The following is a 19,794-nucleotide window of genomic DNA, read 5'->3' on the forward strand; positions in this document are numbered from 1 at the left end:
ATATCCGTTCGCATCGAGCGAAGTCGAGATGCCCCTCAGGCTGGGCGCTTCACCGAGGGGTGTCTCGACTTCGCTCGACACGAACGGCCAAAAGCCCGACTATCTATCATCGTCACCCCGGACTTGATCCGGGGTCCCGCTTGAAGTCGAAGTCAGTTAATGCGTCAAAAAGCGGGATCCCGGATCAAGTCCGGGATGACGAAGGAAAACGAAGCCCCGTCCGCTGGCCACCCCAAAGAGGCTTGAGGCAGCAAGCCGTTATGGCCGCTAATACGGACTTTTCGGCGCCGTTCCCGGCCGGGTGAACAGCTTGCCGCGCTCGGCCCAGAAGACGAGCGCGAGGCCGACCACCGCGCTGATCAGGAAGGCATAGGCCAGCGGCAGCGTCGATCCATCATATTGCTGTCCGATCGTCGCGCCGACGGTCGCCGCAAGCAACGTCTTGGCAAAGCTCTGATACGACGACGCGACGCCCGCCATATGCCCGAAATCCTCCATCGCGATCGACCCGAAATTGCTGCCGATAAAACCGACGAGGCCGACATTGACCATCATCAACGCGGTGAACATCCAAAGCGTCTCGACCCCGCTCAGCGCCGCGACGATCTGCAGGATCGAGGTCGCCATGAAGGCAAAGACCGCCGCCTGCGATACGCGGCGCGCACCGAAGCGCTCGACGATCGCGGCGTTCGAGAAATTGGCGATCGCAATACCCACCGCGACGCACGCGAAGATCAGCGGGAACATCGCCTGCGCGCCGAACACTTCGGCGATGATCTGCTCGCTGCTGTTGAGATAGCCATAGAGTGCGCCCTGCATCATCCCCGAGGCGATCATATAGCCCGCGGCGCGGCGATGCCGCGTCACCGTCGCCCAGCCCGCGATCATCGTCTTGAGGTCGAGCGGGCGGACATCGGCGGGGTCGAGCGTCTCGGGAAGCCGGCGCAACCAGAACAGCATGACGATCGACATCACCGCCAGCACGACGAAAATCGCGCGCCAGCCCGCCACCGCGGCGATCCCGGCGCCGATCGTCGGCGCGATGATCGGTACGATCATAAAGACGAGGAAGATCAGCGACAGCCGCTTCGCCATCGCATCGCCCGCGAACAGGTCGCGGATCACCGCGACGACGATGACGCCAAGCGCCGCGCTGACCAGCCCGTGGATGAAGCGGAGCACGAGCAGCATCGCGAAGCTGGTCGCGAGGCCGCAACCGATCGAGAGTGCGAGATAGGCGAACAGCGCGGGGACGAGCACACCCTTGCGCCCGAACCGGTCCGACAGCGGGCCGTACAGCAGCGAACCGAAGCCGATACCGAGCAGGTAGACCGAGATGACATGCTGACGATCGTTGGCGACGGTGACGCCCAGCGCCTCGCCGATCGCGGGCAGCGCGGGCAGCATCGAATCGATGGCGAGCGCGTTGAGCGCCATGACCATCGCCATCATGACCACCATCTCACGGTCGCCCGGCAGGCTCCGTTGGGGGGATTGGGCCGGCTTGTGCATGGCGGCAGCCTATGCGCCCATGCCGCCGCTTTGGATAGCCCCCCAATGGTCCACAGAGCCAAAGGGCATTGCTATGCAAAGCAAAAGGGCCGCCCGCTCCCTTCGCAGGAGTGGACGGCCCTTCGCTTTTCGTGAGGCGTGGCTCAGCCCTGGCGGGTACCGGTCATCGCCATCGAACCGAACGCACCGGCCTTGATCGTGCCGGTCAGCGCGTCGCCGTCGATCGTCGCTTCGCATTCGAGCGTCATCGGCATCGGCACCTTCATGTTCATGGTCCAGGTCAGCTTGTTGCCGTCGACCTTGCCATTTTCGACGTCGAGCGCGCCCATCGCGCCGGCGTTCTGGCCGGTGAAGCCGCCGCCGTCGCTGTTCACGGTAAAGACCGACTTCTGGTCGCCCATCGGCGACTTGGTTACGCAATCATAGCTGCCATCGACTTGGGACATATGGGCTCTCCTTACTGAAACTGATGTTAGTTATCGAGGGACACCGTTTCCACCGGCAGACCCAATCCGTCAAGCTGCGGTTTTACCACCGCGGCATCGCCGACGACGACATAGACCAGACCGTCGGTGCTGAGCGCCTTGCGCGCCGCCGCATCGATTTCGGCCGCGGTCATCGCTTCATAGGTGGCGGGCAGCGTCTCGTAATAATTGTCGGGACGGCCGAACTTGACGATCTGCCGGATTCCGCCGAGCACGTCGCCCGAGGTTTCGAAGCTGCCGGGCAGTTCGCGGACGCTGCCGTTGATCGTGCGTTCAAGCTCTTCCTTCGTCACGCCCTTGTCGCCGAGGAAGCTTTTGAGGTCGCTCTGCAGCTCCTTGATCGAATCGCCCGTGCGATCGGCCTGCACCGGCGCCGCGGCGACCCAGGTCAACCGGTCCTGGTCGCCCGAAATGCGGCTGCGCACGCCATAGGACCAGCCCTTGGTCTCGCGCAAATTGGTGTTGAAGCGCGACAGGAAATTGCCGCCGAAAATATCGTTCGCCGACCGCAAAATCTCAAGATCGTCGCCGCCCTTGGCGTCGAGCACCTTGCCCGCGAGGATCACCGACTGCGGCGACTTCGGCCGGTCGAACAGCAGGATGCGTGGGCGTGGCGCCGGGATCGCGATCTCGAAATGCTTGACCGGTTTCGCGGTCGCGGGCGCCTGCCACTGGCCGAGCGTCGTATCGAGCTGTTTCTTCACTTCGGCGAGCGTCGTGTCGCCAACGACGAATACGCGCGCATTGTCGGGACGGATCCACGCCGAATGGAACGCCGCAAGCTGGCCCTGCGTCACCGCCGCCACCGATTTCGCGTTGCCAAGTCCCGACGGCGGGATGCCATAGGGATGGTCGGCGCCGTACAGCACCGGCGTCAAAATGCGCGACGCGATCGCATTCGGATTGTTGAGTTCGGCCTTCAGCCGGTTGAGCTGCTGCGCCCGAACGCGCTCGAGTTCCTTGGCGTCGAACGCCGGGTTGCGGATATAGTCGGCGAGCAGGCTCAGCGAGGCGCCGAGGTTCGGTTTCAGCGCGAACAGGCTGAACACCGTCTCGTCGGCATTGGCGGTTCCGTCGATCTGCGCGCCCAGCCGCTCCTTCGCTTCGGCAAAGGCAATCGAATCGAGGCTCGTCGTGCCCTCGTCCATCAGGCTGAGCATCAGCGACTGGGTGCCCAATGCATTGTGCGGATCGGCGGCATAGCCGGCGTCGAAGCTGACCGCGACATTGACCGTCGGCACCGTCGTGCGCCGCGCGAAAACGACCTCGACGCCGTTCTTGAGCTTGGTGCGTTCGATCGCCGGGAAGTCGAGCGCCTTGAGGTCGGCGACCGCGGGCAGCTGCGAACGGTCGGCGAACGACGAAACACCGCCGGTATCGGGGCCGACGTCGCCGAGCGCCTCGTTCCAGTAACGGTCGGGCTGGACCGGTGCGGCCACCTTGCCAGCGGTCACCGCGCCGCCGCGATTTTCGCCGCCCTCGGTGCGCTCGCCGGGGGTGTAGGTCAGCGAGAAGGCCGGGCGCGACAGCCATTTATTGGCGACTGCCTTGACCTGTTCGGGGGTCGCCTTCGCCATGCGGTCGAGCTCGACCTTATAATAGGCAGGATTGTTCGAATAGAGCGCGCCCTCGGCCAGCGTCACCGCCTTGCCGCCGAAACCGCCGACCGATTCGAGCCCGGAGATCGTGCCCGCCAGATAGCTCGCCGCGGTGCGCTGCAACTCGTCCGCGGTCGGCCCGCTGGCGAGGAAGCTCGCGATTTCGGCGTCGAGCCGCGATGCGACGAGCTGGGGGTCGACGCCCGGCTTCACATCGGCCTGCACCAGCAATATGCCGGCATCTTCGAACGGCTGCGCCGCCGCCGAAACGCTCACCGCGACCGGGTCCTTGCGTACGAGCGCATTGTCGAGCCGCGACGACGACAGGCCGCCGAGCACGCCCATCGCCATCTGCAGCGGCACCGCCTCGGGATCGTTGAGGCCGGGGATCGCCCACATGCGATAGATGCGCGTCGTGGGAACGAGGTCCTTGACCTCTTTCGCCAGCGGCGCGGGCAGCGTCGGGATCGACGTTTTGGGCGCCGCGATTTCGGGGCCGCGCGGGATGTCGCCGAACCATTCCTGCACCTTGGCTTTCGCGGTGGCGACGTTCACGTCGCCCGCGAGCACCAGCACGGCGTTGTTCGGGCCGTAATTGTCGGTGAACCACTTTTTCACGTCGCCGAGGCTCGCCGAATTGAGGTCGCCCATCGAACCGATCGTGCTGTGGTGATAGGGGTGCCCGGTCGGGAAGAGATTTTCGAAAATCTCGTAGCGCAGCAGACCATAGGGATTGTTGTCGCCCTGACGCTTTTCGTTCTGGACGACGCCGCGCTGGTTATCGAGCTTTTCCTGCGTCACCGCGCCGAGCAGATGCCCCATACGGTCGCTTTCGAGGAACAGCGCGCGGTCGAGCGCACCGGTCGGCACCGTTTCGAAATAATTGGTGCGGTCGACGTTGGTCGTTCCGTTACTGTCGGTCGCGCCGACCTGTTGCAGCGGTTCGAAAAAGTCGCCCGGCGAATTTTCCGACCCGTTGAACATCAGATGTTCGAACAGATGCGCAAAGCCCGTCTTGCCCTTCGGCTCATGCTTCGACCCGACGCGATACCACACCGACACCGCGACGACGGGCGCCTTGCGGTCCTCGTGCACGATCACGCGCAGGCCGTTGTCGAGCGTGAACGCCTCGTACGGAATATCGACCGCCTTCACGAGATCCGCGATCGGTGCGGGGTTGGCGGCCTTCGCCTTGGCGAGCGCGGGGCCCGCGGCGACAAGCGACGTGGTGACCGCCAGAGCGAGCGCGAAACGATGGAAACGGGGCATGAAAATCCTCTTGTTCGGGCGCAGGCTTTATGCCCGCGTGCGACCGGATGCCGGACGGCACTGTATCAATGGTTTAGGACAGCAGCATCGGGCTTTCAAGGTCGATAGAAGCGCGCCCCGCTCGCTTTCAGCGCCGCCGGATCGAACAGCACGGGCTTGAGCTTGTGCGCCACGAACAGCGGCGCCTGATCATTATAGTGCGGGCTGCCCGGCCGCGTCGTCGCCGACCCGAAAGGCTGGATCGATTCGGACCGGACCCGGCCCTCAGCATCCCACGTCACGAACATGATGAAGCTGTCGCCGTGGCGCACCTTCAACCGCCCGTCGGGTTCGGCGTCCCACAAGGTCGACGCGCGCACGGTGTCGTTGCCTCCATCGAGCGGCAGGTCGACGCGGTTCGCTCCCTCGCCATGCCGGAGGCGCAATACGGTCCCGAGCTTCGGATCGAGCCCGTCGAAATGATCCTGCAGATGCGCGACCGTCTCTTGGAGCACCGTGCGCGGATCGGGCGCGGCGCGGCGCTGGTAATGGCTGCCGTTCGCGGGGCGCAGCACCATCAGCGCCAGCGCATCGCCTTTCCCCCTGCCGTCGAGGTTCCAGTCCCAGCGGCGGAGCAGGTTCTGGGCCTCGCGAAGCGCCGGGTCGCCTTTCGTGTCGAGCGCGAGCACGCGGTTCATCCACGCCTTCGCATAGCCCGTCTTTGCATAGGCGGTGTCATATTTGATCGCCTTCAGCCGCGCCTCGTCGATCTGCCCCGACGCCTCGAACAGCTCGATCAGCCGCGTCGCGCGGTTGGTCATATCGTCCTCGATGCCGAGCAGTGGCGAAAAGGCCGCGGCGTCGAGTTCGTCGCCCGGCCCCGCCGCGACCCACGGCGTGTTGTTCGCGTTCATCACATAGCCCGAGCGCGGATTGACCAGCGCGGGCACGCGGTCGAACGGCAGCGTCTGCGTCCACAGATCCGCCGACGTGTCACCGGGCAGCACGCCGCGCCAGTTGAACCCCGGCTGGCGGTCGGGGAACATCGCATTATAGAAGAGCCCGATATTGCCCTTGGCATCGGCGTAGATGAAATTGGTCGCGGGCACGCCCTGCCCCGCCATCGCGGCGCGCCACTCGGCGAAGCTCTTCGCCTTGTTGAGCCGGTAATATTGGGTGACCATATTCGCCTGATCGATCCCCGCATAACGGATCGCGAACGCGCCCTTCTCATTCTTCACCACCGGCCCGTGGACCGAGCGCCAGGTGGTGCGCGGGATCGGCAGCACGAACGGGCCGACTTTGACCTTCAGCCAGATGCGCTTCTTTTCGAGCGGCCGCCATTGGCCGTCGAAGCGGTAGTTCTCGCCGCTGTCGTCGAGCACCAGCTTGTAGACATCGATCAGATCGGGCCGGTTCACCGTATTCGTCCAGCCGAGATATTTATTATGGCCGAGGAACGGATAGGGCGACCCGGGGAAGTTCGCGCCCGCGAAATCCCAGCCCTCCTCCGAATGGACGATGAGTTCGTACCAGGCGACGCCGCCCGTCCACGGCTGGTGCGAGTTCGACACGAGCCGCGTCGCGCCGTCGGTCGAGCGCGCCGGCGCAACCGCCATGCCGTTCGATCCATTGTCGGCGGGATCGGTGCCGACCGGGGTCAGTTCGCGCGGGACCAGCTTGCCCGTCGCATCGAGCGCGGGGCCGCCCTCGCGCCCGATCGCCTTGCCTTCGACGAGCGACCCCAGCACCGAATCGAGCCCGAAGAAAAAGGGCGAGCGCAGCACGAAACCCGCAACGACATCCTCGCCGGTCGCGGGAAACAGTCCCGACAGGCGCACCTCATCGGGATGTTTTTCGGCATAATGGTTGAGCCCCGCGGCATAGGCGGTGAACAATGCCCGCACATCGGCGGGCAGCCGCGGCCAGTCGCGCGCGGTGGTCGCGCGGACGCCGAGCAGTGCCTCGGCATAATCGATCTTCGCGCCATCCTCGCCCAGCATCGCGCCCGCGCGGCCGCGCGTCATCGCAAGCACTTCCTGCAAGGTCGAGAAATCATCCTGGGCGTGCGCGTAGGCAACGCCATAAGCGACGTCGGCGTCGGTCTTGCCGAAGATATGCGGCACACCGAATTTGTCGCGCGCAATCCGAACGTCGGTGGGCTTGAAGGCGGGCGCGGCGGGCGCTTCGACGGTCAGCGGCTCCCAGAGCGCGAGCGACGCGGCGGTGAGCACCAGCAGCAGCAGGAATCCCAGCAAAATCCGTCGCAGCATCTCTGGTCCTCTTCGCACCTGGTCCGGCGCATCTGTGGCGGCCATGTCGTCCGATGGCAAGCGACTGTCGTTCGTCGAGGCGGATTTGCGGGCACGCCGCACACGGCTATGTAGGGTGCAGGTCATTGAACAACGGGGATTATCGAACCATGCGCATGAAATGCCTGCTCCTTTCCGCTTGCCTGTCGCTCACCCTCGCGCCCGCCGCGATGGCGCAGACTACCGCCGGATCGGGCGTCGTTCCGGCAACCGTCGGCAATAGTGCCGAGCGCGCGATCGGCTTTGCACCCAACGCTCCGGCAGGCGCTGCGCTCGTCATCGTGATGACCGACGCCGCCCTGCCGCCGCTCGACGGAATCGCGCTGGGCGCTGCCGAGCGCACGGCGATCACCGCCGCGATCGCTGCAGCGAGCTTCGACGGTAAGGCGGGCACGACATTGTCGCTGCGCGGTATCGGCGCGTACCCGCGCATCCTGCTCGTCGGCGCGGGTGCCACCCCCTCTTCGCTCGCGCTCGCCGAAGCGGGCGGCAAGGCCGCGCAGGAACTCAAGAGCGAAGCGCAGCCCCTGGCCATCGCGGGTGCCTTCGGCGACGTTTCGGCCGCCGATGTCGCCTATGGCTTCGCGCTCGGCCAATATCGCTTCGACCGCTACAAGACCGTCGACAAAAAGGCGCCGTCGACGGGCGCGGTGACGTTTGTCGGCGCCAATCCGTCGGGCGCCGAAACCGCTTTCGCCAACCGCTGGAAACCACTCGTCGAAGGCGTGCGCCTGTCGCGCGATCTCGCCAACGAGCCCGCGAACGTCATCTATCCCGAAAGCTTCGTCGCGCGCGTGCGCGAAACGCTGGCGAGCACGCCGGGCGTCAGCATCGAGGTGCTCGACGAAGCCGCGATGCGCAAACTCGGCATGGGAACGCTCGTCGGCGTCGGCCAGGGCAGCCCGCGCGGGTCGCGGCTGCTGCTGATCCGCTATCGCGGCGCCGGTTCGCCCGACGCGCCGACGGCCTTCGTCGGCAAGGGCATTACCTTCGATTCGGGCGGCCTGTCGCTGAAACCCGGCGCCGGAATGGGCAATATGAAGGGCGATATGTCGGGCGCCGCATCGGTGATGGGCGCGGTCGTCTCGCTCGCCAAATCGCGCGCGCCGGTGCATGTCGTCGGGGTCGCGGCGCTCGCCGAGAATATGCCCGACGGCAATGCGCAGCGTCCGGGCGACGTGACCCGCACCATGTCGGGCAAGACGATCGAGATGGTCAACGCCGACGCCGAAGGGCGCCTCGTCCTTGCCGATGCCAATGAATATGTCGCCAAAGCCTATCGGCCCAGCGCGATCGTCAACATCGCGACGCTCACCGGTGCGGTCGTCGGCGCGCTCGACAACAGCTATGCGGGCCTCTTTGCGCGCGACGAGGCGCTCGCGGCGCGCCTGATCGCCGCCGGCACCGCGAGCGGCGAGGAATTGTGGCGCCTGCCGCTCCACAAGGATTATGCCGAGCGGATGAAGTCCGACATCGCCGACATCCGCAACTCCGCGACCGGGCAGGGACCGGGCGCGAGCCTCGGCGCGCATTTCATCGGCTTCTTCGTCGACGAGGCGACGCCGTGGGCGCATCTCGACATCGCCGGGGTCAACCGGTCCGAGAAAGCGACTTCGCTCGTTCCCAAGGGAATGACGGGCTTCGGCGTGCGTCTGCTCGACCAGCTTGCGCGTAGTGGGGAGTGACGCCCTCATTCCCGTTCGTGTCGAGCGAAGTCGAGACACCGTGAAGGCGTGTGCCACGATGGGCATCTCGACTTCGCTCGATGCGAACGGAACTGGTAGCAAGCCCCTTGTGTTGCCAAATAGCAACACTATCTTGCCTAGCAAGAAAGGGGCTTTCTGAATGAACCTCGAAAAATTTACCGACCGCGCCAAAGGCTTTCTGCAGGCGGCGCAGACGATCGCGATCCGTATGAACCACCAGCGGATCTCGCCCGAGCATATCGCCAAGGCGCTGCTCGAAGATAATGAAGGCATGGCCGCGGGCCTGATCGCGAAGAGCGGCGGCGACGCAAAGCGCGCGGTCGCCGGCATCGACGCGCTGCTTGCCAAGGTTCCCGCTGTTTCGGGATCGGGCGCGCAGCAAACGCCGGGGCTCGATAATGACGCGGTCCGCCTGCTCGATCAGGCCGAACAGGTCGCAAGCAAGGCGGGTGACGGCTATGTCACCGTCGAACGGCTCCTCCTCGCGATGGTGCTTTCGGCCACTACCCCGGTCGGCAAGGCGTTCGCCGATGCCGGCGTGAAGGCCGACGCGCTCAACGCTGCGATCAACGAATTGCGCGGCGGCCGATCGGCCGACACTGCGAGCAGCGAAGACCGATACGAAGCGCTCAAGAAATTCGCCCGCGACCTCACCGAAGTCGCACGCGAGGGCAAGCTCGACCCCGTGATCGGCCGCGACGAGGAAATTCGCCGCACGATCCAGATCCTGGCCCGCCGCACCAAGAACAACCCGGTGCTGATCGGCGAGCCCGGCGTCGGCAAGACCGCGATCGCCGAAGGGCTCGCGCTGCGCATCACCAACGGCGACGTCCCCGACAGTTTGAAGGACCGCCGCCTCCTCTCGCTCGACATGGGCGCGCTGATCGCGGGCGCCAAATATCGCGGCGAGTTCGAGGAGCGCCTCAAGGGCGTGCTCGACGATGTGAAGGCGGCCGAGGGCGAGATCATCCTGTTCATCGACGAGATGCACACGCTCGTCGGCGCCGGCAAGGGCGAGGGCGCGATGGACGCGTCGAACCTCTTGAAGCCCGCGCTCGCACGCGGCGAGCTGCATTGCATCGGCGCGACGACGCTCGACGAATATCGCAAGCATGTCGAAAAGGACCCCGCGCTCCAGCGGCGGTTCCAGCCGGTGTTCGTCGGCGAGCCGACGGTCGAGGATTCGATCTCGATCCTCCGCGGGCTCAAGGAGAAATACGAGCTGCACCACGGGGTGCGGATCACCGACGGCGCGATCGTCGCCGCCGCGACCTTGTCGAACCGCTATATCTCCGACCGCTTTCTGCCCGACAAGGCGATCGACCTGATGGACGAGGCCGCGAGCCGCATCCGGATGGAGGTCGAATCGAAGCCCGAGGAAATCGAGACGCTCGACCGCCGCATCATCCAGATGAAGATCGAGGAATCGGCGCTTTCGAAGGAAACCGACGCCGCGTCGAAGGACCGGCTCGCAAGCCTGCAGGCCGAACTCGCGAACCTCGAGCAGCAGTCGGCGGGCCTCACCCAGAAATGGCAGGCCGAAAAGGACAAGATCCACGCCGAGGCGAAGATCAAGGAAGAGCTCGATGCCGCGCGTTCGGCGCTCGACCAGGCGCAGCGCGCGGGCGATCTCGCGAAGGCGGGCGAGCTCAGCTACGGCACCATCCCCGGCCTCGAAAAAAGGCTCGCCGACGCCGAAGCCGCCGCGGGCAACGCGATGCTGCGCGAGGAAGTCACCGCCGACGATATCGCCGCGGTGGTCAGCAAATGGACCGGCATTCCCGTCGACCGGATGATGGAAGGCGAGCGCGAGAAATTGCTTGGCATGGAGAGCACGCTCGAACAGCGCGTCATCGGGCAGGACGAGGCCGTCCGCGCGGTGTCGACCGCTGTCCGCCGCGCGCGCGCCGGGCTTCAGGATCCGAACCGCCCGCTCGGCAGCTTCCTCTTTCTCGGCCCGACGGGGGTCGGCAAGACCGAACTCACCAAGGCGCTCGCGCGTTTCCTGTTCGACGACGACAATGCGATGGTCCGCATCGACATGTCCGAATTCATGGAAAAGCACAGCGTCGCGCGGCTCGTCGGCGCGCCCCCGGGCTATGTCGGTTATGAAGAGGGCGGCACGCTCACCGAGGCGGTGCGCCGCCGGCCCTATCAGGTCGTGCTGTTCGACGAGGTCGAGAAAGCGCACCCCGACGTGTTCAACATCCTGCTCCAGGTGCTCGACGACGGGCGCCTGACCGACGGGCAGGGCCGCACGGTCGATTTCACCAACACGCTGATCATCCTGACCTCGAACCTCGGCAGCCAGGCGATCGCCGCGCTCCCCGACGACGCGCCGGTCGAACAGGCCGAACCCGCCGTCATGGAAGTCGTGCGCGCACATTTCCGCCCCGAGTTCCTGAACCGGCTCGACGAGATCGTGCTCTTCAACCGCCTCGCGCAGCAGCATATGGGCGGCATCGTCAATATCCAGGTCGCGCGCGTCCAGAAGCTGCTCGCCGATCGCAAAGTCACGCTAGACCTGACCGATGCCGCGCGCGCGTGGCTCGGCCGCGTCGGTTATGATCCGGTGTATGGCGCAAGGCCGCTGAAGCGCGCGGTGCAGAAATATCTGCAGGACCCGCTCGCCGACCTGATCCTGAAGGGCGAGGTCAAGGACGGACAGGTGATCAAGGTCGACGAGGGCGACGGGGCGCTGAAACTCACGCCGGCATAAACAAAAGGGCGGCAGAAATGCCGCCCTTTCCCTATCGCGGTCGGCCGATCAGCGGCTCCGCCTGATCGCGCGGTTCCAGTCCGTTGTTGAAACTGCGCGAAACGGCTTCCAGCGTATCGCGCGCATCCTGATTGCCCTTGTCGGTGATGCGCCGCCATTCGGCATTGGTGTTGCAAACGCGCAGCTTCTTCACCAGCGAGCCGATCTGCTCGATGCGGCGGCAGCGGATATAGTCGGGAGCATTCGCGGCGCGCCCCATATTATAGGCGTCGATCTCCTCGCCCGTCATTTCCGACGGTACGCGCGCGAACGGCGCTTCGGTCTCGCTCGCAACGGCGGCCGAAGCCGCCGACAGACCTATAAGAATTCCCAAACTCGCGATCTTACGCATCCGATCCTCCCATAATGGGTTCCAGGCAGCGTTCAGTTGGAGCTGTTGCCGGCCTTGCTCTGCATTGCTTCGGCGGTCTCGCGCGCGCTGGTGCTGCCCTTCTCGAGCGCGACCTTCCACTGCTCATTGGTGTGGCAGACGCGGTTCTTCTTCACCAGCGAGCCGATTTCGACCGATTTGCGGCATTTGATATAATAGGGATGGGTCTGCGGCAGCCCTTCATTATACGCCTTGATCTCGGTCGGCGTCATCGCCGACGGCGCCTTTTCCGGCGGTGCGCGATCGGCGGGCGTCGCTTCGGCAGCAAAGGCCGCGGGTGCGGCGATCAGGGCGGCCGCGACAAAAGCGGACAAGCTGGTCTTCATGGCAATCCTCCTACCGCGGGCCCCCGCCCGCAGCCTCGATGGCGCATCATATTGGTCGCACGGGCTTTCGCAAAGCTGAATTTCGCAAAGGATGGACAGTCCGGCGCGCGGTCAGCGCGGGACCGCATAACCCGATCCGTCGGCCGACGCGAAATAACGCCGCAGCAGTTCATGCTCGCTGCTCGTCAGATGCGGATTCCAGACGTCGAAGATCAGCACCGCACGCAAATCGTCGCTGTCGTTCCACGCCTCATGCTCGATCGTGTCGTCGAAGGCGAACGCCGTGCCTTCCTTCCATTCCCGGGTTTCACCGCCGACGCGAAACCCGCAGCCCGGCGGGACGATCAGCGGCAGATGGACGATCGCGCGGGTATTGGTGACGCCGGTGTGCGGCGGGATGCGCGTATGCGGTTTCAGCATCGAGAAAAAAGCGCTCGGTGCGCGCCCCGCGATGCGCGCCCCCGGGATACCGGCGAGCGCAGCCGCCGTCGCGGGGCAGCGATCGAGCACCGCCTGGTTGGGCTCGCCATACTCCCAGAGGAAACAAGCCCCCCAGTCGAGCCGGTTGTCGAGCCCCGACCAGATCGATTCGGGCGTCCCTGGGTCCATCTTCACATAGGGCCGCAGCGACTCGCCCGGATCGTCGAGCAATGCCTGCAGCTCGGCACGGATCGCATCGGTTTGCGCCTCGATTTCGGCGAACCATGGAAAATGGCCGCGATCGAAAAATTCGTCGGCGGGCAGGAAGGGGTAATAAATGCCCGCGCACTCATTCTGATAGATGCGGCGGCGGCCAAGCGCGCTCGCGATGAAGGCGTCGCCGCGCCGCGCCTCGATTTCCGACAGGTCGCCACGCATTCCGTCGAGTGCGTCCGATGCCGCAGTAAACATCGTCTCGGTCGCCGCCGCGACAAAAACCCGCCCGTGCGCGAGCAGCGCTTCGAGCGGCGGCGGCACCGGATTGAGCTGTCCGCCGAGCGCGATCGCCGCGCTCCATGCCGCGAGCGCGGCGCCCTTGTCGCCCCGTGCTTCGTGCCGCTCGCCCTTGCGAATCCACGCCATCAGATCGCGCCGATCGATCGCCAGCGCGGCCTCGAGCGCCGCGAGTTCGCGCTCGTCGTCGCCGAGCGCGCGCCACGCGGAGGCGAGATTGCGCTGCAGGGCCCCCGATTGCGGGTCACCCGCGATCGCTACGCTAAAATGTTGGGCGGCGGCCGCGGGATCGCCGCCCTGAAGGGCGACGATTCCAAGCCGGTTGGCCTCAACGGCTGAGGCGAGCGGAGGTGCGCTGGTCATAAGGGTCAGGACCTAGCCAGCGTGCGCTCGAGGCGTCGAAATGGCGAAGATATCGGCTTCGTGTGGCCGCCGCCGATGGTGGTTCCATCTGCAAGGCCGCGCGGAGACGATATCGAAGCCATTTCGACGTCCCTTCGGGATTTGACCGATTTTGTCCATGGCTGCGTCAGCGAGCCTTGGAATATACTCATATGCCTGCGTCCCGCTTCCTTGCCCTGAACAAAATCGCTTCAAACCTCGAGCGCACGCTGGCTAGGTCCTGACCCTCCCATGCTTGCCATCGACGGGGGCAATCGGCAAGGTCGATTGATGACCGCTGCGCCTTCCGTGACCGCCATTGTCGACGACGCCGAATGGCTCGCGCACCGTTATGATCCGGGCCACGATGCCTTTCATTTTCGCCGCGTCGATCGCGCCGCGCGCGCCGATGTTCCCTTCCTCACCGATCTTCATCTGGGCGAGGAAAATTCGCCCGTCGTGTTGCGGCGGACCGATTGCCGCGCAGCGATGGAAGGACAGCGATCGCCGATCCATTTCCTGTTCCATTCGGCCTATTGCGCATCGACGATGCTCGCGCAGGCGCTCGACCAGCCCGGAGCCGCGACCAGCCTGTCCGAGCCGGTGCTGCTCAACGACATGGTTGGCTGGCGCCGCCGCGGTGCCAGCCCGCGCGACCATGCGGCGGCGATGGACGATGCGCTGGCGCTGCTCGGTCGCGGCTTCGCCGCAAGCGAGGCGGTGATCGTCAAGCCGTCGAACATTTTCAATCCGCTCGCGCGCGGCGCGTTGACGCTGCGGCCGCAGGCGCGTGCGATCCTGCTCCACGCCCCGCTGCGCGATTTCCTGCTGTCGGTCGCGCGCAAGGGCATGTGGTGCCGGCTGTGGTGCCGCGAACTGCTCGAGAGCTATCTGGCCGAGGGGTATGTGCAGCTCGGTTTCGAAGCGCGCGACTATTTCCGCCAGTCGGATCTGCAGGTCGCCGCGGTGGGCTGGCTCGCCCAGCAACAAGCCTTCGCGGCGCTGCTCGCATGGGCGCCGGGCCGGATTGCCTCGCTCGACAGCGAGGTGCTGACACAGGACCCCGTCGCTGCGATCGCGGCGGCAATGGATCATCTGGGGCTCGCGGGTGATCGCACCGCGATCGCCGATCACCCCGCGCTCGGCCGCAACAGCAAATCGGGCGCGCCCTTCGCGGCGGGCGAACGGCAGCGCGATCTGGCCGCGGCCGAAGCCGCCTATGGCGAAGAGATTGCGCAAGTCGCCGGCTGGGCCGAAGCCGTCGCCGATCAGGCCGGCATTCCGCTCGCCCTGCCCGCACCGCTTCTGACACGCTGACGTCCGCCGGGTTGGCGGTCGATCTCTTTTACCGGCGCTTTCGGTAGCTAACGACCGATTGCGGACATTTTTTGTCGTCGTCACCCCGGACTTGATCCGGGGTCCACAACCACCGTCGGGCTAATGGATCCCGGATCAAGTCCGGGATGACGAAAATGGAAGGTGGCCGCTCACCACCCCAAAGCCGCCATTCGATCTGGCGCTCTTACGCCATAGAAAAAGGGGCGGACATTGCTGCCCGCCCCCAATTCTTGCCGAAGCGTGAAGTGACTAGAACTTCAGCTTTGCCGACACAGCGTAACGGCGACCCAGCGCGTCGTACGACGACGGGTAGGTGTTACCGCTGTTGTAGGTGGTCGAACCGATCGAGTTGCCAACGATCGGCGGCTTCTTGTTCAGCAGGTTCTGCACCGTCATCGTCACGGTCAGATTGTCGCTGACGCTGAAGCGGCCCGTCAGGTCGAAATAGTTTGCCGCCTTGATCTTGCGGAACGCCGGATCGACCATGCAGCCGTCCGGATCGGCACCGTTCGGATCGCGGCAGTCAGCCGGCGAGGCCAGAGCCGCGTCGAGGTCGCTCTGCAGCTGCAGCGGTTCGAACTGGACGCTGTCCTGCCAACGCCACAGCAGCGACAGGTCGACCTTGTCGAAGCCGAGCGTGAAGCGGTTCGAGAACTGGAACTCGGGCTGGATCGAGCCCGTGAACGAGCAGTTCACGCTGTAGAAGCCGACGCATTCGCGGTTGATCGAGTCGGGGTCCGCCGCGTTCGCGTTGAACTTCGAGCTACGCGTCCAGTTACCGACGAACGACCAGTCGAGGCTCGCGAAGCCGAGATCCGCGTTGTAGTTCATCAGCAAGTCGACACCGTCGGTGAACAGGCGGCCGAGGTTGTTCGTCGTGCCGAACAGGCCTGCGGTGGTCGCCGGATCGCCGTCGAGACCGCCGGTGAGCGGGTTACGACGGATCGACGTACAAGCCGGATCGGACGCGCTGGCAGCCGTGATGTCGCTGAAGCAGGCGCCGATGATATCGCCCGGAAGCGGCACGCCCAGAACGTCGTCGATCTTGATGTTGTAATAGTCGACCGACAGGTTGAACCGCGGCAGGAAGTCGGGCTGGAAGACCACACCGAGCGTCCAGGTGTTCGCCGTTTCCGGCTGCAGGTTCAGGTTACCACCGGTGGTGATGTTCGCCTGAGCCGCGGTCGGGTTGGTGATCGAACCGATCGTGCCGACCGGAGCGCCCTGTGCGATACAGATCGCGCGCAGGTTGGCGTTAGCCGTCGGTGCGGTGCCCGCGCAGGGGTCGAGAGCGAGGTTGGTCAGACCGACCGAGGTCGGCGTGAACAATTCGCCGATGTTCGGGGCGCGAACCGCACGGCTGTAGTTACCGCGGAACTTGACGCCCGCGCCCGGTTCCCAGCTACCGCCGGCTTTCCAGGTCCAGGTGTCATAGCCACCGGCGCCCTTGATGCTGTAATCCGAATAACGGATACCGGCTTCGAGGGTCAGGCTTTCGAAGAACGGCTTGTCTTCGACCAGCGGAGCGACGATTTCGGCATAAGCTTCATAAACGTCGTACGCGCCGTCGATGTCGGGAGCCGCACCGCCAGCACCGCCGAGTTCACCCGCGGTCTTGGCGAGCGTATCCGCCGACTGCTGCGCGGTGTATTTGCGATATTCGCCACCGAGAGCGAAGCCGATCGGCTGCACCGCCAGCGGCGACGCGAAGCCGACGTCACCCGAAATGATCGCACGAACCTGCGACAGCGAGGTGCGGTTGGTCGATGTGCTGTTTTCCGACAGGAAGTCAGCAGCGGCCGGGGTGATCGAGCCTTCGGGGCCGAACAGGTTGACGGGAACGCAGCCGTTCGACGTGTCCTGGCAGACCGGGTTGGCGAGCGTGCCGTTGACCAGCGATCCCTGACGGAAACGCGACTGCAGCGTGTAGTTCTGGATGCTCTGGATATTCTCCGATTCGCCATAGGCGCCTTCGATGTTCCAGTCGATCGTGTCGGTGATGCCGCCACGTGCGCCAACGCGATAATCGAAGAAGGTCGTCTGATAATCGCTGATGCGCGGACCGACTTCCGGCGTACGACGGTTCAGCGTTGCGGCCGGGTTGTTAAAATAACCTTCGCCGTCGCCAATCGAGCCATTCCCATCGACGTCGAACGGAACGAACGTGTTGTTAAAGCCGATCTCGCGATAAGCCGCATCACCGCGGCCGGTTGCGGCCGCTGCTGCGGAGCACTCGCCAGGTGTGAAACGCGGCGTGTATACGGACGTGCTCGGATTGACGTCGAACGCGCAGAACTGATTGCGCAGTGCAGTCGGCAGGAACGGATTGTTCAGGTTGATCGGCACCGAGCCGCCGAACGAGCCCGACGGTGCGATGATCGTCGAGACCTTGTTCTTCGAGAACATGCCGCGCGTGTAGACTTCGATCGCGTCCGACACTTCGTAGTTCGCCTGGCCATAGATGTTATAGCGTTCGAACGGCGTCTGGAAGATGTTGTCCGGGTTGAAGTTGAACGATGCGAACGGCGCAACGGCCTGGCCTGCGGCGTTGATCTGACGCACGCCGCCGTTGCCAGTGGCCGGATTGGTGTTAATCGTACCATCGGGGTTCAGCGGGCGGGTGCCCGAGAAGCGCGACGGAACCGCGGTGCCCGAACCGCCGTTGCCGCCGGTGTAGCTGTCGACCTGGAAGAAGGAGAAGTCGCGGTCGCCCTGATAGACGGCGTCGGCCGACTGATAGCCGATGCTCAGCACGGCGTTACCGCGGCCATCGTCGAAGTTCGCACCGATCGTGGCGTCGACGCGGAAGACGTTGCCGTCGCCCTGCTCGGTGATCTGGTTCGAAGCGGTGACTTCCAGACCCGCGAAATCGCGCTTGGTCACGAAGTTCACCACGCCGGTGATGGCGTCGGCACCATAGGTGGTCACGGCGGCGCCGGTCAGCGCGTCGACGCGCTCGATCAGGGCCAGCGGGATGTTGTTAAGGTCGACGCGGCCGTTCACGTCCGACGGAGCGACGCGGTTGCCGTTCAACAGGACGATGTTACGGACCGAGCCGAGGCCGCGAAGATCGACGTACGAACCGCCGGTGTTGCCGTTGTTGACGGCCGAACCCATGCTGGGGACGACGCCGGGCATTTCGCGCAGAACTTCTTCAGCGACGTTCGACTGCTTCAGTTCGATCGTGTCCGAGGTCGTAACGTTGACCGGGGTCGACTGTTCGAGGTTCGGGTTACGGATCAGCGAGCCGGTGACGACGATTTCCGACTGCGCGGCAGTCTCTTCGGCGGCGTCCTGCGCAAAGGCAGGAGCCGAAACCAGGGCGACACTCAATACGAGCGGCGCAGCGCCTAGCCTCAGCTTGGAATATTGGGTTTTCTTCACAGTGCAGTCCCTTGCTACTGGTGGATTGAATTACCCGGACGCCCCCGCGGCAGGCCAAAGCCGACGCGCACAGATGCCCCGATAGCGTGCGGGATGTAACTTCGTTCATGTCGAGTAAAGCGAATTCCCGGCGCAATCGGCGGTTTCGCGAGCCATTGTGACGTATTTGCAACAAACGCGGGAATCCGCGAAATACTATATGCTGCAGCGCGGCATTCCGCGACATATTGTTTCACTGGTTACGAATTCGCGGGGCACCCGGTCAGGGCTCAGCCGCCGATCGGCCCCGCCAGCTTGCCGGGGTCGAGCCGCGCGCCACGCCATTTCAGCCCCCAGTGCATATGCGGCCCCGTCGCGCGCCCGGTTCGCCCCACCGTGCCCAGCCGCTGCCCCTGCACGACCCGGTCGCCGACCCTGACATCGAGCCGCTGACAATGGAGGAAGGCGCTCGACAGCCCCATGCCATGATCGACGATCAGCAGATTGCCCTCGAGCGTGAAGGGGGCGCTCGCGGCGAGCACGACGACCCCGTCGGCGGGCGCGACGAACGGCGTTCCGGCCGGCACCGCGACATCGGTGCCGCTGTGATAGCTGCCGGGCTTGCCCTGATAGACACGCTGCGACCCGAAAAAACCCGACAGGCGCCCCGTCACCGGCCAGCGGAACGTCTGCCGCCAGCCGTCCGAATCGACCTGCATGTTCCGCGCCGCCGCGATCTCAGCGAGTTCGGCGGGACGGCGGCGCTCGAAATCGGCGTCGCTCGCCGCGCTGCCGCGATAGGGCGCGTTGATATGCTCGAGCCGCCAACGGCCTGCCGCGACCGCGATGACGCGCTGGACCTCGCGCCCGCCGGTCAGCGTCGCAACCAGCCGCGCGCTTGTCCCGGCATCGCGGTCGAACGCGATCAGGAAGCGTCCGTCGTCGGCGAACGGAATCGCCTTGCCGTCGAGGGTGAGCGCACGTGTGTCGCTTGGCGCCTGCCCGACCATCGCCGCGCCCTGTTCGGCGAGCCCGGCGAGCGTGAAGTCTGCGCGCACCGGCGCGCGCGGCGGCGCGGGCGGGGATGGCGGGGTGGCGACGGGCTGAACGGCGGGCCGCGGCGCGGGCCTGGTTTCGGTCTCGGCCGCCGGAACACAACCCGCAGCAACGATCAGGAGCCCCAACGCCGCCCCGTACCGCAGCCCGTCGGCCCCGACCCTCATGCCTTGCGCGCGGCGTCCAGTTCGGCCTGCACCGATATCTCGGCACTGGCATAGGGCTCCTGCCGCGCGACCGACCAATAGCGCAGCTCGTCGAGCCCGATCGGCGCGCCGCTCACCGCGCACAGCACATGGTCGCCGGGCGCAAGGACGCGAAACCCGTTCGGTCCATATTGCAGGCGGGCAAGGCGGTTGCGGCTGGCGATCAACATGATTCTCTATC

General features: G+C 65.3%; 13 protein-coding genes. 3 read left to right on the top strand and 10 right to left on the bottom strand.

What is annotated here, in order from left to right; genetic code table 11:
- Window positions 1-267: 267 nt before the first annotated feature.
- From ACTJI5_RS18355 to ACTJI5_RS18370, 4 genes are all read right to left on the bottom strand, one after another.
- Window positions 268-1,512, bottom strand: a complete 1,245-nt coding sequence (locus ACTJI5_RS18355; RefSeq protein ID WP_440861320.1) for a multidrug effflux MFS transporter — start codon at window positions 1,510-1,512, stop codon at window positions 268-270.
- 143 nt (window positions 1,513-1,655) lie between these two features.
- Window positions 1,656-1,958 (bottom strand): hypothetical protein, encoded by a 303-nt coding sequence (locus ACTJI5_RS18360; protein ID WP_058537459.1) that lies wholly within the window; start codon window positions 1,956-1,958, stop codon window positions 1,656-1,658.
- Window positions 1,959-1,984: 26 nt separating this feature from the next.
- Window positions 1,985-4,864, bottom strand: a complete 2,880-nt coding sequence (locus tag ACTJI5_RS18365; RefSeq protein ID WP_440861321.1) for a M16 family metallopeptidase — start codon at window positions 4,862-4,864, stop codon at window positions 1,985-1,987.
- A 95-nt stretch (window positions 4,865-4,959) separates the two neighbouring features.
- The gene (locus ACTJI5_RS18370) at window positions 4,960-7,116 is read right to left on the bottom strand and encodes an acylase (RefSeq protein ID WP_440861322.1); all 2,157 of its coding nucleotides are present in this window, start codon (window positions 7,114-7,116) and stop codon (window positions 4,960-4,962) included.
- 155 nt (window positions 7,117-7,271) lie between these two features.
- Here ACTJI5_RS18370 and ACTJI5_RS18375 point away from each other — a divergent pair, with 155 nt between their 5' ends.
- Window positions 7,272-8,840: a leucyl aminopeptidase gene (locus ACTJI5_RS18375; RefSeq protein ID WP_440861323.1), complete on the top strand. Its 1,569-nt coding sequence runs from the start codon at window positions 7,272-7,274 to the stop codon at window positions 8,838-8,840.
- A 160-nt stretch (window positions 8,841-9,000) separates the two neighbouring features.
- Window positions 9,001-11,580, top strand: coding sequence for an ATP-dependent chaperone ClpB (gene clpB, locus ACTJI5_RS18380; RefSeq protein ID WP_440861324.1), 2,580 nt, complete (start codon window positions 9,001-9,003; stop codon window positions 11,578-11,580).
- Window positions 11,581-11,611: 31 nt separating this feature from the next.
- Here clpB and ACTJI5_RS18385 read toward each other — a convergent pair whose 3' ends face one another.
- From ACTJI5_RS18385 to ACTJI5_RS18395, 3 genes are all read right to left on the bottom strand, one after another.
- The gene (locus tag ACTJI5_RS18385; protein WP_440861325.1) at window positions 11,612-11,971 is read right to left on the bottom strand and encodes a hypothetical protein; all 360 of its coding nucleotides are present in this window, start codon (window positions 11,969-11,971) and stop codon (window positions 11,612-11,614) included.
- Between the two features lie 32 nt (window positions 11,972-12,003).
- Complete coding sequence (locus ACTJI5_RS18390; protein WP_058537454.1) at window positions 12,004-12,336, bottom strand: hypothetical protein; 333 nt, start codon at window positions 12,334-12,336, stop codon at window positions 12,004-12,006.
- 111 nt (window positions 12,337-12,447) lie between these two features.
- The gene (locus tag ACTJI5_RS18395; protein WP_058537453.1) at window positions 12,448-13,632 is read right to left on the bottom strand and encodes an aspartyl/asparaginyl beta-hydroxylase domain-containing protein; all 1,185 of its coding nucleotides are present in this window, start codon (window positions 13,630-13,632) and stop codon (window positions 12,448-12,450) included.
- Window positions 13,633-13,941: 309 nt separating this feature from the next.
- On the opposite strand from ACTJI5_RS18395, the gene ACTJI5_RS18400 reads away from it, so the two are divergent.
- Complete coding sequence (locus tag ACTJI5_RS18400) at window positions 13,942-14,967, top strand: hypothetical protein (protein WP_440861326.1); 1,026 nt, start codon at window positions 13,942-13,944, stop codon at window positions 14,965-14,967.
- A 270-nt stretch (window positions 14,968-15,237) separates the two neighbouring features.
- Here ACTJI5_RS18400 and ACTJI5_RS18405 read toward each other — a convergent pair whose 3' ends face one another.
- The 3 genes from ACTJI5_RS18405 to ACTJI5_RS18415 form a co-directional block, all read right to left on the bottom strand.
- Entirely contained in the window at window positions 15,238-18,372 is a 3,135-nt protein-coding gene (locus tag ACTJI5_RS18405; protein WP_440861327.1) for a TonB-dependent receptor domain-containing protein, read from the bottom strand.
- 269 nt (window positions 18,373-18,641) lie between these two features.
- Entirely contained in the window at window positions 18,642-19,574 is a 933-nt protein-coding gene (locus tag ACTJI5_RS18410; protein WP_440861328.1) for a M23 family metallopeptidase, read from the bottom strand.
- Entirely contained in the window at window positions 19,571-19,783 is a 213-nt protein-coding gene (locus ACTJI5_RS18415) for a DUF2093 domain-containing protein (protein WP_037516223.1), read from the bottom strand. Before ACTJI5_RS18415 ends, ACTJI5_RS18410 begins: the two co-directional genes overlap by 4 nt.
- Between the last annotated feature and the right edge of the window lie 11 nt (window positions 19,784-19,794).

This window comes from Sphingopyxis sp. 22461, assembly GCF_052044915.1.
Classification (GTDB): domain Bacteria; phylum Pseudomonadota; class Alphaproteobacteria; order Sphingomonadales; family Sphingomonadaceae; genus Sphingopyxis.

Bases quoted from the DNA above. Each gene is read 5' to 3' on its own strand.
- ACTJI5_RS18355 (WP_440861320.1), bottom strand. From the start codon at position 1,512: ATGCACAAGCCGGCCCAATCCCCCCAACGGAGCCTGCCGGGCGACCGT.
- ACTJI5_RS18360 (WP_058537459.1), bottom strand. From the start codon at position 1,958: ATGTCCCAAGTCGATGGCAGCTATGATTGCGTAACCAAGTCGCCGATG.
- ACTJI5_RS18365 (WP_440861321.1), bottom strand. From the start codon at position 4,864: ATGCCCCGTTTCCATCGTTTCGCGCTCGCTCTGGCGGTCACCACGTCG.
- ACTJI5_RS18370 (WP_440861322.1), bottom strand. From the start codon at position 7,116: ATGCTGCGACGGATTTTGCTGGGATTCCTGCTGCTGCTGGTGCTCACC.
- ACTJI5_RS18375 (WP_440861323.1), top strand. From the start codon at position 7,272: ATGAAATGCCTGCTCCTTTCCGCTTGCCTGTCGCTCACCCTCGCGCCC.
- clpB (WP_440861324.1), top strand. From the start codon at position 9,001: ATGAACCTCGAAAAATTTACCGACCGCGCCAAAGGCTTTCTGCAGGCG.
- ACTJI5_RS18385 (WP_440861325.1), bottom strand. From the start codon at position 11,971: ATGCGTAAGATCGCGAGTTTGGGAATTCTTATAGGTCTGTCGGCGGCT.
- ACTJI5_RS18390 (WP_058537454.1), bottom strand. From the start codon at position 12,336: ATGAAGACCAGCTTGTCCGCTTTTGTCGCGGCCGCCCTGATCGCCGCA.
- ACTJI5_RS18395 (WP_058537453.1), bottom strand. From the start codon at position 13,632: ATGACCAGCGCACCTCCGCTCGCCTCAGCCGTTGAGGCCAACCGGCTT.
- ACTJI5_RS18400 (WP_440861326.1), top strand. From the start codon at position 13,942: ATGACCGCTGCGCCTTCCGTGACCGCCATTGTCGACGACGCCGAATGG.
- ACTJI5_RS18410 (WP_440861328.1), bottom strand. From the start codon at position 19,574: ATGAGGGTCGGGGCCGACGGGCTGCGGTACGGGGCGGCGTTGGGGCTC.
- ACTJI5_RS18415 (WP_037516223.1), bottom strand. From the start codon at position 19,783: ATGTTGATCGCCAGCCGCAACCGCCTTGCCCGCCTGCAATATGGACCG.